The 14,246-nt window shown below is 51.7% G+C and carries 8 protein-coding genes; 7 read left to right on the top strand and 1 reads right to left on the bottom strand.

Annotated features, from left to right (window positions below):
• Window positions 1–139 precede the first annotated feature (139 nt).
• From GS398_RS11915 to GS398_RS11895, 5 genes are all read left to right on the top strand, one after another.
• On the top strand, window positions 140–2,539 hold the full coding sequence (locus GS398_RS11915) for an ATP-binding protein (RefSeq protein WP_160906974.1): 2,400 nt from the start codon (window positions 140–142) through the stop codon (window positions 2,537–2,539).
• Between the two features lie 132 nt (window positions 2,540–2,671).
• The gene (locus GS398_RS11910) at window positions 2,672–3,802 is read left to right on the top strand and encodes a Gfo/Idh/MocA family protein (protein WP_160906973.1); all 1,131 of its coding nucleotides are present in this window, start codon (window positions 2,672–2,674) and stop codon (window positions 3,800–3,802) included.
• A gap of 78 nt (window positions 3,803–3,880) precedes the next feature.
• Window positions 3,881–4,501 (top strand): hypothetical protein, encoded by a 621-nt coding sequence (locus GS398_RS11905; protein ID WP_160906972.1) that lies wholly within the window; start codon window positions 3,881–3,883, stop codon window positions 4,499–4,501.
• A gap of 23 nt (window positions 4,502–4,524) precedes the next feature.
• Window positions 4,525–5,076 carry a hypothetical protein gene (locus GS398_RS11900; RefSeq protein ID WP_160906971.1) on the top strand — a complete coding sequence of 184 codons (552 nt, stop codon included), beginning with the start codon at window positions 4,525–4,527 and terminating at the stop codon, window positions 5,074–5,076.
• Window positions 5,073–6,008, top strand: a complete 936-nt coding sequence (locus GS398_RS11895; RefSeq protein ID WP_160906970.1) for an alpha/beta hydrolase — start codon at window positions 5,073–5,075, stop codon at window positions 6,006–6,008. Before GS398_RS11900 ends, GS398_RS11895 begins: the two co-directional genes overlap by 4 nt.
• A 116-nt stretch (window positions 6,009–6,124) precedes the next feature.
• On the opposite strand, the gene hrpB is transcribed toward GS398_RS11895, so the two are convergent.
• Complete coding sequence (gene hrpB, locus GS398_RS11890) at window positions 6,125–8,611, bottom strand: ATP-dependent helicase HrpB (protein ID WP_160906969.1); 2,487 nt, start codon at window positions 8,609–8,611, stop codon at window positions 6,125–6,127.
• Between the two features lie 207 nt (window positions 8,612–8,818).
• Here hrpB and GS398_RS11885 point away from each other — a divergent pair, with 207 nt between their 5' ends.
• Both GS398_RS11885 and GS398_RS11880 read left to right on the top strand, forming a co-directional pair.
• Window positions 8,819–10,744: a 7TM diverse intracellular signaling domain-containing protein gene (locus GS398_RS11885; RefSeq protein WP_160906968.1), complete on the top strand. Its 1,926-nt coding sequence runs from the start codon at window positions 8,819–8,821 to the stop codon at window positions 10,742–10,744.
• Window positions 10,745–11,173: 429 nt separating this feature from the next.
• Window positions 11,174–14,242: a SusC/RagA family TonB-linked outer membrane protein gene (locus GS398_RS11880; protein ID WP_160906967.1), complete on the top strand. Its 3,069-nt coding sequence runs from the start codon at window positions 11,174–11,176 to the stop codon at window positions 14,240–14,242.
• Window positions 14,243–14,246: the final 4 nt, after the last annotated feature.

Below are 14,246 nucleotides of genomic sequence, written 5' to 3'. Positions count from 1 at the left end.
ACGTAAAGGACGTAAAGGATATTAACCTTTGCGTTAAATTGTTAGCCCCGAAGTGGTTTTCGCCTGCCCCGGTTTCTGCGCCAAATGCGTATCTTTAGGCTTCGAAATCCTGCGGCTGTTAGCCCGGGTTTCCATCGCCATGTACCCGTGTTTTAAGATACTGAAAAGAGCCTGCTGTTGTTTCTTCCTGTTAGTGCTTTCGGGCACCGCTTCGGGCTATTTATCCGACCGGCCTGGTGTACCGGTGGCCGAAAACGGCGTGATCGATCTGCGCGGCGAGAAGTTCGGCAACGAGATCGCCCTCAACGGGCAGTGGGAATTTTACTGGCGGCGGCTGCTCGATCCCGCATCGTCCGTTAAGGGTAAACGCGAGTTAGTGGACTTTCCAGCGAAGTGGAACGGGTCTGTGTATAAAGGAGAACGCCTCGGCGGATTTGGTTATGCCACCTATAAGGTCCGGGTGCTGCTTCCCCATAGGTCAGAAAGGCTGAGTCTCACTATGCCCGACGTCTATTCGTCCTACAAACTTTTTATTAATGGGAAAGAGATGGCCGCTAACGGGGTGGTAGCTACCACGGTGAAAGATTTCGTGCCACATTGGGAGTATCATGCCGTGAACATCGAGCCGGGTACCGATACGCTGGACCTGGTGCTGCAGATCGCCAATTTCGTGCATAGCTCCGGCGGGATAAATAAACCGCTGACGATCGGGCAAACGGACGCGGTAGACCTGCTCCGGCGGCAAGGCGAAGCCATCGACCTGCTCCTTACTGGCTGCCTGTTTATGGGCGGGTTGTTTTTCCTGGGACTGTACCTGCTTGGCAACCGCGATAAGGCGATCCTGCTGTTCTCTCTTTACTCGATGGTATATAGTTACCGGATCGTGGGCGTCGACAATTACGTGCTCCATTCGCTGCTGCCGGGTTTAAGCTGGCAGATCGCCGTACGGCTGGAATATATCACGCTGTTTACAGGGATCGGCCTGTTCGGCCTGTATACGCGGCACCTCTACCCGGAAGATATCAACAAACTGATCGTTAAGGGGATGCTGGTTATTTGCGTGACCTTTTCGCTGGCGACGCTGCTGCTGGCACCGGTTTATTTTACACGGTTGATCAACCCGTTCCTGCTGTTTACGTTGTTTTGCCTGGTGTACATACCTTACGTGTATACGCAGGCCTATAAAAGGCGCAGGCCGGGAGCCATTTATTCGCTCATCAGCACGGTGGCGCTGATGTCTATATTCGCCATCTCGCTGTTCCATTACTGGGGATTTATCCCGGCGCTGCAGCTGCTCAGCTTCTTGTGTTATGTGAGTTTTTTCTTCCTTCAGTCGCTGGTATTATCTCACCGGGTGTCGTTTACCCTTAAAAAGGCGCGTGCACAGGCCGAGCAAGGCCTTACGGCAAAAAGCGAGTTCCTGAGCACTATGAGCCACGAGATCCGCACCCCGCTCAATTCGGTGATCGGTATGAGCCATCTCCTGCTAAAGAATGATCCGCGCCCTGACCAGGTAGCGCAGCTGGACGTGATGCTTTTCTCGGCCAACAACCTGCTGGCGATCGTGAACGACATCCTGGATTATAATAAAATCGAGGCCGGGAAGATATCCTTCGAGCATATCGAAATGGACCTGGTATCTATCACCCGAAACATTGTAATGGGGTTGCAGGGACCTGCGCAGGACAAGGGGATCGAGCTGAAACTGCAGGTGGACAATGCGCTTCAGCACAAACTCCTGGGCGACCCTACGCGGATCTTCCAGGTGATAAGTAACCTGGTACACAATGCCATTAAGTTCACGCAGAAGGGATATGTAGAGATTGGCATCGCGGTACAGGCAGAAACAGAACGGACTATTACACTGCGCATCCGCGTGAAGGACACCGGGATCGGGATCTCCAGGGAAAAACAAAAGCTCATTTTCGAACGGTTTACGCAGGCCGATTCGTCCACATCAAGAGGATTCGGCGGAACGGGCCTGGGCCTGGCTATCTGCAAGCGTATACTCGAGCTCCAGCATTCGTCGCTGCAGCTGCAAAGCGATGAGGGGATTGGCTCGGAGTTCTTTTTTGTGCAAACGTTCGAAAAAAGCATCCGCACACGCGGGCAGGAAACACGGGAGAACAGCCTTCCCAAAGAGGAGGATAAACCGCTGACGGGCGTTTGTATCCTGCTGGTAGAAGATAACCCGATGAATGTGCTGGTAGCTCAATCGTTCCTTAAAAAGTGGGGCGCGGCTACGGACGTGGCGCAAAACGGGCGGGAGGCCCTGGATAAACTGGACACCGACCGCCATAAACTGGTGCTGATGGACCTGCACATGCCCTTAATGGATGGCTACGAGGCCTCAAAACGCATGCGTGCCAGCGGAGTTACCATCCCCATCATTGCGCTTACCGCTAACCTCCCGAACGAAATTGAACAGGAGGTCACCGCCACCGGGATCAACGATATCGTGGTAAAGCCGTTCCTGCCGGATGAGTTGTACAGGAAGGTGCTGCATTATGTTGTCGGGAGGATGGGGAATGGAGAATAGTCACATAATACGTTTTAGCATTCCGTATTTGGGGTTTTTCCCATTTCTTTGGCAGAAAATACCTACTTTGTAATACCGTTTGCCCTGCCCGGTTAATGAGGATGCAGGCACCTAAACCTCCAAATTATTGTTATGAAAACGAACTTCCTGGTAAAACTCTTTTTACTGACCATGTTGCTGCCGGCGTTCGCGGGAACAATGCGGGCGCAAACGTTAAGTAATGCGCCCGTACGGGTGGCCGTCGCCGGGTTGGTACATGGTCATTCTGCCTTTATTCTTGGACGAAAAAGTAAGACCGATATTGTGCTGAGCGGTGTTTTCGACCCTGATGCGGCACTTGCACAACGCTATGCCAAACGGTATAATTTCGATCCGGGGATCATCTATACCGACTTTGATAAAATGCTCGACGAAGTAAAGCCGGAAGCCGTACTTGCCTTTGGCAGTATTTTCGATCACCTCGCAGTAGTAGAGAAGTGCGCTCCCAGGGGAATCCATGTAATGGTTGAGAAGCCGCTCGCCACTACCCCGGCCGCGGCGAAAAAAATGCAGGACCTCGCCCGTAAATATAAGATCCACTTGCTTACCGACTACGAGACATCCTGGTACCCGGCCGTAGAAAAGGCCTTTCAATTGGTGAAGGACAGTAATTTCGTGGGGCAGGTGCGTAAGGTGGTAATCCACGACGGGCACCAGGGGCCAAAAGAGATCGGTGTGGGCCCCGAGTTTTTTAACTGGCTGACGGACCCGGTGCTGAACGGCGGCGGAGCCCTCATCGATTTCGGATGCTACGGCGCCAACCTGATGACCTTCCTGATGAAGGACGAAAAACCCATTTCTGTTACGGCCGTTACGCAGCATTACAAACCCGCGATCTATCCAAAAGTGGAAGATGAAGCAACTATCGTGGTAAATTATCCATCAGCGCAATGCATTATCCAAGCATCGTGGAACTGGCCTTTCAGCCGCAAAGACATGGAGATATACGGTGATGCGGGATATATCGTGCAGGTGGATAAATCCGCTATGCGCATCCGCGGAAGGAAATTCCCTAAAGAACAGGCAGTGCAGGTAACCGATAAAGACATTGCGGTATATACCGATCCGTTTACCTACCTGGCCGACGTGATCCATGGGAAGATCACCGTGCCTCCCCATGGATTATATGCGCTGGAAAATAATGTGGAAGTAGTAAAGATCCTGGACGCGGCACGTACTTCGGCGAAAACGGGTAAAACGATTTACTTTAAACCGGGGAAGTGAACTAACCTCTTTGTTTGCGGGGATCAGCTGAAATTTCTTAATTTTAACTGATCTCTCAAAACTATAAACTATTAGCGTATGAAACTGGCAGCATTTATTGTACTGGCGATGCTCATGCAAACCAAGGTAGAGCATTACGTATTCACTAATTTTGAGCGTGGGGTTATCAAGTATAAAACGGGGAATCCGCTTACGGCGATGATCAATTACAACACCCTCACCGAAGAAATGGTATTTAAGAAAGGTGACGCTTATATGGCCATGACCGAAACCGCGAAGATAGATACAGTATTCGTGGCAGGGCATAAGTTTGTTCCGGAAGGGGAGACATTTAAGGAAGTGCTGCAGGTAAAAGATAAGACACTGTACATTCGTTATCATTCAACTGCTGTGGCGGTGGTAGCCAAGGCGGCCGGCGCCGGTGCTATTTCTCAGAATGCCAGCCAGCTGTCTACCAAAAGTTCTAAAGGTATTGCGGGTGTGTACAATATGAACATCCCGGAGGAGTTTAAGATCACTTCCGCCAACGAATGCTATATTAAAACTGGCAAAGGCATTTACCAGCGTATTACCAATACCAAAAGCCTCGAGGTGATTTACCCTGGCCGTGGAGATGACATCAGGAAATATGTAAAGAGCAATCACCTGGAACTTAATAAGGTGGCAGACCTTACCCAGTTGATCGAATATCTTGGTTAACCGCGGTATTGCTATTCCGCTGTATGAAAAAGCAACGTATCATCCTGGTCACTTCCGGGATATTTTTTTTCTTTCTCAGCCTGCCTTCGAAATCGTACGGACAGCAACATACCGTAGATGCCGGGCTCCGGTTCCAGAAAGCTGTCGGCCTTTATTATGAGAACGGGCTTACCGCACAATACAATTACAGCCGGCGATGGGTATTCGGCGTCTCTTACATTACCAGCCGGCTAGGCTCCGCGAGCCGCTCCAATGCCATTAAGCAAGATAATTTTCTCATTTCCGGCGCTTATTTGTTCAAGGCGGCTGCGGCGCTGAATCCTTTCGTGCGCGCCAATACCGGATATTTTCGTGCCGATTACGAGACAGAGATCTTTAACCGGCTGCCAAAGAGCTCGGTGCTCTTGTCGGCGGATGCCGGATTGATGTACCGGTTTAAGTTTCCCCTGAAAATGAACGTGTCTATCGGCTATAACGCCATCACCGGCGACGGAGAAAGCGGTCCTGGCACGCTCTACCCGCTATTTTACCAGTTAAGCGCTCTCTGGAACCTTGGAAAACACCAGGCTAAATGAAGAAAAAAATCCTGTTAGCCGCTGCCATGATATGGTTAACCTCCTGCGGTAAGGAGCCTTCACTCGGAAGTGCTTCGCTCGACAGCGGGTTTTATATGGATCCTTCGCTAACGGATCCCGGTAACTACCTGTTGTCTTCAAAGAAACCCAACCCTACCATCCCGGAAATGCAGAAGCCGGTAATTATCGCCATCCACGGCTTTGGGGCGACCACATTTGAGTGGGACGAGCTCCGTACCTGGATGGGCGCAAGAACGGATTTTTACCTGTCGCAGGTATTGCTTGGCGGACATGGCCGTGATTTCCACACGTTTAAAAGCGCCAGCTGGGAAGATTGGCGGGCTCCCATCATGACGGAATACGAGAAACTGGCCAGCCTGGGCTATAACAATATCAGCTTTGCGGGTTCGTCGGCCGGCTGCACCCTGCTGCTGGAGATGCTTGCCGATGGCTATTTTAATGACCGGCTAAAACCGAAACATATATTCATGGTCGATCCTTTCGTGATCCCGTCTGATAAATCGTTATCCATAGTGGGATTGCTGGGGCCGATGGTCGGGTATACTACTGTGGACAATACCTCGGGGGAGGAGCGGTACTATTATAACTTCCGCCCGGTGGAAACGCTGAAGGAGCTTAACGAAATAAGCGGGCTGGTACGTAAGAAGCTCGAGCAAGGTTTCAGGCTGCCGGAGGCCTGTACCTTGAAAGTTTTTAAGTCGGACAAAGATGAGGTGGCCGACCCGGTGAGCGCACTGCTGATCTACAAGGGGGTGAAAACCCGTGGCGGCGAGCCTATCCAGGTGACGATGATATCGTCGAAACTGCATGTTTTTACCCGGCTCGATGAGCGTAAAAACAGCCCGACCGCACAGGATCGCGCTAACCAGCTGGCGGCGTTTAGCGAAATGGCGATGGTGGTAACCCAGTGATGGGCGCATAACCTAAGCTCCGTTTCAGTTTCACCGTTTTTCGTGGTGTTGGGCTAGGGGGCGCCATGGTGTTGTTACCAGTATTCATTGTGCGCTATCGCAGGAAAACTCGTTAATTACGGTTGCCGCTTTCTGGCGCCGCTTACTGCTTCGGCCACCAGCGGATTCTCGGGCCAGGAGTGTTTCGGGTACCGGCGCTTCAGCTCTTTACGCACCTCGAAATACGTGTTCTTCCAGAAGCTCCGGAGGTCGGTGGTAACCTGTACCGGTTTAAATCCCGGGGAGAGCAGGTGCATCACGATCGCTTTCTGACCGTTGTTTACGCGGGGCGTTTCCATCATCCCGAAAACTTCCTGCAACCTGACCGCCAGCACGGGATCTTCGCCATGGGCTGGGTAGCTCAGCTTAATCGTTGAACCGCTGGGTACGCGTATGGATGCGGGTGCCAGTTTTTCCAGGGCCAGTTGTTGCTCATAACTTAATAGCTGCTGTACTGCTCCTGTTAAATTGATCTTTTTGAGATCTTCAGCTTTCTTTACCTGTGGCAGCCACGACCACAACCAGTCTTTATTTCGTAACAGTAATGCCTGGGTGCTCACCTCCGGCCAGTCTTCGTCGGGCCGCCAAAGGCGAAGCGCATTTACCCGGCTTTGCCATTGTTCCAGCTCTTCTGTGAAGTTGAGCAGGGCGCTGCCTTCGTCTTGTATCGCCTGCGAGATCACCCCGGTAACGAGCGCTTCAGCCGGCGCTGGTAAGGCAACTGACCGGATCACCAGGCTGCCGATGCGCAGATCCCGGGAGGCGATGAGGCCTCCTTTGCGTGTATTCCAGCTGATGTTGTCGGAAGGCGCGGCCATGGGCAGCAGGTCTGCGGGGTTCAGCGGGGCGGCCAGGAAGATCTTTCCCAGGCCTTTCCTGTCGTCTACCTGTGCAATAGCGAGCCAGCTTTCTTCTGCCAGTTCATCCTCCCGGGAGGTAGCCGCATTTTTGCCATTTGCCAGCTGGAACTGCCCGGGTTGCCCGGCTTTTGCGGAAGCGATCCTTTCGGGGTAGGCATAGGCGAGCAGGAGACCGGTTTCGTAAGGATCTGTTGCCTGGTTGTTTACCTCCGTCCGGAAAAGACGGCGGTACGAGGAAGCGATCTTTTCAATGACGTCCATGCGCCGGTCTTTGCGCTGCTCGCTGCGGTGCCGCCTTAAAGCCTCGATGCGAAGATTGAGGTCGATGCCGGCGGTTTTTTCCAGCGGGTCGCGCTCTTCCAGCAAGGCAGCGAGATCGGCGGCCAGGTGCAGCACCTGGCGCGCTTTGGCGATGATCAGCATGTTTCCCAGCCTGGGGTGAAGCGGCAGTTGCTGAACTTCCCGGCCATGTGGTGTAATGCGGCCGTTTTTTAGCGTTTGCAGTTGGGTGAGAATTTCCACCGCCCGTGTGAGCGCGTTGGCGGGCGGCGGCGAAAGCCACGTGAGGCGTGAAGCGTCATAGATCCCCATTTCGGCCAGGTCCAGCACCAGGGGCGCGAGGTCGGCCTCCATGATCTCGGGCACGCGGAACGGCGCCATACGTTCCTGGGTGGCCTTGCTCCACATGCGGTAACAGGCGCCTGGACTAAGCCTGCCCGCACGACCTGCCCGCTGGTCTGCGGAATCGACGGAGATAAGGGCGGTCTTTAGTACCGACAGCCCTGATTTGGGGTCGAAGCGCGCCGTGCGCCCATAACCGCTGTCTACCACAATGGTAACGCCCTCGATGGTTAAGCTTGTTTCGGCGATCGAGGTGGCGAGCACGATCTTGCGGCGCCCATGCGGATCGGGGAGGATAGCCGCCTGCTGTTCTATGCCCGGCAGCTGACCGTACAGCGGGTACACCAGCGCGGACGCCGCATTTCGTTTCAGCAGGTCGGCACAACGGGTAATTTCGCCCTGTCCCGGCAGGAAAGCGAGCACATCGCCTTCTTTTTCGCGCAGGGCGCGGTTAATTACGGAGGCACACTGTTCAGGCAACTGCTGCGGGTCGCAATCTTCGGTGTAGATCACCTCAACCGGGTAGATCTTTCCTTTGCTCTCTACCACGGGCGCCTTTAGCAGGCTGGACAGCCGGGTCATGTCAAGTGTAGCCGACATTATCAGGATGCGAAGATCGGGCCGCAATACTTCCTGGGTTTCCCTGCAAAGCGCGAGCGAAACATCGGCATGGATGCTGCGCTCGTGGAACTCGTCAAATATTACGAGGCCTACGTCTTCGAGGGCATTGTCGTGCTGGAGCATGCGCGTAAGGATGCCCTCGGTTACTACCTCTATGCGCGTTTGGGGGCTTACCTTATTTTCAAAACGGACTCGGTAGCCTGCGGTCTTGCCAACGGGCTCGCCCAGTAAGGAAGCCATACGGCTGGCAATAGTGCTGGCGGCGAGCCGCCGTGGCTCAAGCATGATGATCTTCTTGTTGCCAAGCCAGGGCAGGTCAAGCAGCGCCAGCGGCAGGAGCGTGCTTTTCCCGGCGCCAGGCGGTGCGCTTACGATCAGCGTCGGGTTGGCTGCAAGGTGATCGCCCACAGTCTGCAGGATCTCCTTAACGGGAAGCGGGGTGCTATAAGGATTAAAAGTCAATTTTAACGGATTGAACGGTCAAAGATAAGTTTCACGCGGGCTGGTGCAAACGATAGCGGCAAATCATTCAAGAAGCTAGTGATAAATGGCTTCTGAACGTGTTTGATACGCTTAGTCCGCAAACGTTTCCGTAATTAACCCGCAAGATATTTGTAGCAGGCGCCATTTGTTTTTACCTTCGGCAGTAACCAATTATCTATATTCCCTATGACGATAAGCTTGCTGAACCGATTGGTTTTCCTGTTCCTGTGTTTTGGTGTTCTGCCTTCATTTGCCCAAAAAACCATCACCATTGGTGAGAAAACAGATGAATATATCTTTAACACGTCAGATCTCGCAGGATTGGAAGATCCCTCGGGAAAGCTGACTTTCGAACAGGTTTCGTCCGCGGCTTTCGAAAATCGTTTCACCACTAATAAGGATTATTATCCAAAGAACTATCACCAGGCTTCGGCCTATTGGTATCGTATTAAAGTGAAACTCCCTGAAGGGCTGGCGGGTAATTCCCTGTTTGAGTTTTACGACCAGACCACAGATGCGATCGAAGCTTACGTACCCGGACCAGGAGGCAAATACCTTAAAAGCGTAGCCGGGGCCAGGCTGCACTTTACCGAGCGCATGTTTGAGCATAAAAATTTCGAGTTCCTGATCCCGAAGAATGCCAGCGGCGAGCGGCTGTATTATTTCCGCGTGAAATCTGCGCAGCCGGTGAACGTGATCGTGGTGTTCAGGACCATGGGCCGCTTTATTAAATACGGACTCACCGAGTATTTTACCTACGGACTGTTTTACGGGATGATCCTGATATTTAGTTTTCATAACCTGCTGATGTTCATGGCAGTGCGAAGGCGGCAGTATCTTTTCTATGTGTTATATATTCTTAGTATCGGCCTGTATGAGCTTTCGGCTGATGGGATTGCTTTTCAATACATCTGGTCGGATTTCCCGAAATGGAATCATTACGCCTATGGGATCGCACTTTACATGATCAGCATCTTTTCCCTGGTTTTTACCAACGAGCTGCTGCACGTAAAATCAAAAGCACCGTTAATACATAAGGTCTTTAAGGTGGTAATTGTGCTGCGGACCGCCTTTTTCCTGGTAAGCCTGTTTTATAAGCCGGAGTGGTTCATTTATAAGTTCATCGAATTTGTGCCGCTCACTCTTGCCTTTTTTACGGGGATGTGGATCTGGCGCAGCGGTTACCGGCCCGCACGGTTTTTTGTGATGGCTTACGGGTTCCTGTTCGTGGGATTCACTATGAAGGTGCTTAACGTGTTGGGTTACAGTCGGTTTATTCCCGGTTACATTCTTTATTACAGCCTGAGCTTTTGTTTTGTCCTCGAAATGGTATTGCTCTCTTTTGCCATTGGCGACCAGGTTCGTCTCCTGAAAAAGAAGAAGGACAAAGCCCAGAAGAAGATCATCAGCCAGATGGAAGTAAATGCCCGCCTGAAAGATTCCATTAACAAGGAATTAGAGGCACAGGTACTAAAGAGGACGAGAGAGGTGGTCGAGAAATCCCGTGAGGTGTTCGAGAAGTCCCAGATCATAGAGGACCAGAATGCCGAGCTGATCTCCATCAATCTTATACTGCAGCGGCAGGCGGAAGAGATCTCGCGGATGAACGTGCTGCTGGAGAACGACAACATCACGCTTAAAACCAATATCGAGAAGGTAACGGATGCACGTGTGCTGTCTACAGACATGGAATTCGATGAGTTTAGCCAGAAATATCCGGACAGGGATTCCTGTTATAAATTCCTGGCGGATCTGAAGTGGGAGAAGGGTTATTCCTGTGTCCGCTGCGGTAACCAAACGTTTTGCAATGGCCGGATCCCGCATAATCGCCGTTGTACTAAATGCGCCTACGAGGAATCGGTGCTCCATAATACCATTTTCGAAAACAACCGCATCCCTATCAATAAGGCGTTTTACCTCGTGTACCTCATGTACACCAGTAAGGGCACTATCTCGTCGCATAAGCTGTCAGAAAAGCTGGGTATCAGGCAAAGTACCTGCTGGGTATATGCCAGCCGCGTAAAAAAGGTGCTGGATTCCCGAAAACGGGCGCTTAAAGGGAGCGGTAATTCCGGGTGGAGTAAGATCCTGTTCGAAACGGTCCCCCAATAACCGCTGAATCCCCATCCATCCTGATCTATGCTGTTCTGCACGGCATTTGTGGATAATTTTTTTAATGCTCATGAACCGTATCATCCATAGCGAGAGCTATCGGATTGCCGTACGATCTGCTCAGATTTATATCACGATACCAGATTTAATTTTGCTTGGTACAATATCAAGTAACCTCATCAATTTTAACTAGTTGTAACCGGCGGGGCACAAGTAGTGTGGTGATTATGTAGTGTTATCTGGTGATTTTTTTGTTCTGCAGCTCATTTCCCTCCGAAAATGCAGGAACGTCCCGCTTGCGACTGAAGCGTATTAAAATATTTGTAACGTCCTAATTATCAGTACGTCACGAGTTTTTTTATTTGCTTTTTAAACTTGAACACCTTTAAATTTAGCCCACCAAATCAATTAACTAACCAAATAATTCGTATGAAAAAACAAATTACTCTTCTTATTGCGTGCTTGTTTTCTGCCATTTCCCTTGCTGTGGCCCAGCAAACGGTTACCGGTACGGTGAAAGACAGTAAGGGCGAGGTGCTGCTGGGTGTAACCATCAGGGTAAAGGGATCTACCACGGGTGTTTCGACCGGCATTAACGGAACGTATTCCATTTCCGCCCCTTCAGACGCGGTGCTGGTAGCCAGCAGCATTAGTTATGTAACACAGGAACAGCCGGTAAGCGGCCGTTCGACGGTTGATTTTATACTGGTGGATGATAAGACCCAATTACAGGAAGTGGTAGTGATCGGCTACGGTACTGCCCAAAAGAAGGACGTGACCGGGGCGGTTTCAAGCGTACGTGCCACGCAGCTCGAAAACGAAAATCCACAAAGTGTGGCAGATATCCTTCGCGGTAACATCGCCGGTTTGAATGTCAGCTATAACAGTTCGGCAAAAGGCGGCGGCGACCTCCTGGTACGTGGCAAAACTACCCTGAGCGCGAGCACTTCCCCGCTCATCGTATTGGACGGTGTGATCTACATCGGGCAGTTGTCTGACATTAACCCGAACGACATCGAAACCGTAGACGTATTAAAGGATGCGAGCTCTCTTGCAGTTTACGGCGCAAAAGCGGCTACCGGTGTGGTAGCCATCACCACAAAAAAAGGCAGGGCAGGCGCAGCGCAGATCAGCCTGAATTCGAATGTTGGTCTGGCGACGATGTCGGTAAACCAGAACGTATATGACGGCCCGGGCTTTTTGAAATGGCGCGGCGACGTGGCCCGCAGCGGCGGAACCACCCCGGCGTACATTTACCTCGATCCCAACAACCTGCCTGCCGGAGTTACCCTTACACAGTGGCTGAACGGGCAAACCACCACTAACCCCACCGATCTCTGGTTGACCCGCCTCGGCCTCGTGGATAACGAAAAAGCCAATTATCTCGCCGGTAAGACAACAGATTGGTATGACCTGCTCTTTCGCGATGGCAAACGCCAGGACCATACAGCCAGCTTATCCGGCCGCAAAGAAGACGTGACCTATTATATGTCGCTCGGCTACCAAAAAAATGAAAACCTGATCGAAGGCGGCGATTTCAGCTCGTTCCGTTCGAGAGTGAACCTGGAAGGTAAGGCTGCGAAATTCCTCACTGTAGGGATGAACCTGCAGTTCGCTAACCGGAATGAAGGCGCTATCGAAGCAGATTGGGGCCAGTTGGTGAACCTCTCGCCTTACGGCGATTTCTACAATGCCAACGGAACGATAAGAAGGATCCCGACAGACGACAACGGCTTGAACGCCAGGAACCCGTTCCTTGCCACTACCTATAACTCGAGGTTACAAAAACAGGGTACCGTATTCGGAAGTCTTTACGCGAAAGCGGCACTACCTTTCGGCATCACTTACTCACTGAACTTCAGTCCTGGCTATGACAGCTATCGCACGTTTAACGCCGGCTCTTCACTCAATCCGGAAGTTACCACACCGGGCGGCACCGCGTCACGTGCTACCGAAACCCGTTACAACTGGCAGATAGATAACCTGTTAAAATGGAACAAAACCTTTGCGAACATCCATAACGTAGATGTTACCTTGCTGGCGAACGCAGAGAAATACCAAACCTGGTATACCATTGCATCCAACACCGGGTTTGTGCCAAGTGACATTCTCGGTTACCATAACCTGGCCAGCGGAACCACGCCAACCGTAAGCAGCGACGACCGGATCTATACCGGCGACGCCCTGATGGCCCGTTTGAATTATTCGCTGATGTCACGCTACAGCCTGACCCTTTCTGTTCGCAGGGACGGATACTCCGGGTTTGGTGCGCAAAACAAGCGTGCTACATTCCCCGCCGGCGCACTGGCATGGACCTTCACCGAGGAGCCCTTCCTGAAATCGATCGGTAACGTGCTTAACTACGGTAAGATCCGCCTATCATACGGTATCAACGGTAACCGCGAGGTGCGCAGTTCAGGCACCATCGACCCGTATGTGGCGTTATCACAGCTCGACGTGGGTAAATACCAGCTGGTGAACAGCAGCGGTTCGGCAAGCGAGATCAACACCGTGTCGGTAAACAACAGGATCGGGAACAGCGGTCTGAAGTGGGAGAAGACAGCTTCCCTCAACTTCGGGCTCGACCTGGCGTTCCTTAATAACCGGTTCACCGCCACCTTTGATGGTTACGACAAAAAAACCACCGACCTGCTGATCAGCCAGACATTGCCTAACATCACCGGTTACTCTAACGTAACATCGAACCTGGCACAGGTAAGTAACCGCGGTTTTGAGGCCAGCGTAACCAGCAAGAATATGTCTACCAAGAACTTTAGCTGGAACACCAGTGTAAATTTCTTCCTGAACCGCAACAAGATCGACAAGCTGGCGACACCTGCCAATGATCTTGGCAACGGCTGGTTCATCGGTAAAGACATCGACGTGATCTGGGACTACAAGATCCTTGGCGTATGGCAGGCGGATGAGCTTACCGAAGCAGCCAAGTACACCAAAGCGGGCATCAAGGCGGGTGACTTTAAGCTTGAGGACGTAAACGGAGACTATTTGTACACCGATGCCGATAAGCAGTACCTCGGTTACAGTAACCCACGCTTCAACTGGTCGATGCGCAACGAGTTTAACATCTACAAAAACTTCGACTTCTCGTTCCAGTTGGTTTCCAGCTGGGGCCAGTATGCTACAGATAACCTCCGCAAGAACAACATCGGTGGGGTAGGTTATTTCAGGACCAACTCTTACGCGGTTCCTTACTGGACGCCTGAGAACCCGATCAACGATTATGCGCGCATCAATTCAGCATTCAGCGGAACAAGCTTTAACGTGTACGCAAAAAGCTCGTTCATCAGGCTGAATACGGTTGCGCTTTCTTACAGTATCCCTAAAATGCTGCTTACCAGGGCTAAGATCCAGAACGCGAAGCTGTACGTAAACGTAGCGAATGCAGGCGTGTACGCTCCTGACTGGAAATATTGGGATCCGCAGAACGGCGGCCCGACCCCAAGGTATTACACGCTTGGCTTAAATGTTTCATTGTAAAACT

Origin of the sequence: Hufsiella ginkgonis (genome assembly GCF_009834915.1) — a bacterium.
Lineage (GTDB): Bacteria > Bacteroidota > Bacteroidia > Sphingobacteriales > Sphingobacteriaceae > Hufsiella > Hufsiella ginkgonis.
The sequence above is the reverse complement of the archived record's forward strand: the minus strand, read 5'-3'. Positions and strand labels throughout refer to the sequence as shown.

What these genes read in the sequence shown, in the direction of transcription:
- GS398_RS11915 (WP_160906974.1), top strand. Translation starts at nt 140, where the DNA reads ATGTACCCGTGTTTTAAGATACTGAAAAGAGCCTGCTGTTGTTTCTTC.
- GS398_RS11885 (WP_160906968.1), top strand. Translation starts at nt 8,819, where the DNA reads ATGACGATAAGCTTGCTGAACCGATTGGTTTTCCTGTTCCTGTGTTTT.
- GS398_RS11895 (WP_160906970.1), top strand. Translation starts at nt 5,073, where the DNA reads ATGAAGAAAAAAATCCTGTTAGCCGCTGCCATGATATGGTTAACCTCC.
- GS398_RS11910 (WP_160906973.1), top strand. Translation starts at nt 2,672, where the DNA reads ATGAAAACGAACTTCCTGGTAAAACTCTTTTTACTGACCATGTTGCTG.
- GS398_RS11900 (WP_160906971.1), top strand. Translation starts at nt 4,525, where the DNA reads ATGAAAAAGCAACGTATCATCCTGGTCACTTCCGGGATATTTTTTTTC.
- GS398_RS11905 (WP_160906972.1), top strand. Translation starts at nt 3,881, where the DNA reads ATGAAACTGGCAGCATTTATTGTACTGGCGATGCTCATGCAAACCAAG.
- GS398_RS11880 (WP_160906967.1), top strand. Translation starts at nt 11,174, where the DNA reads ATGAAAAAACAAATTACTCTTCTTATTGCGTGCTTGTTTTCTGCCATT.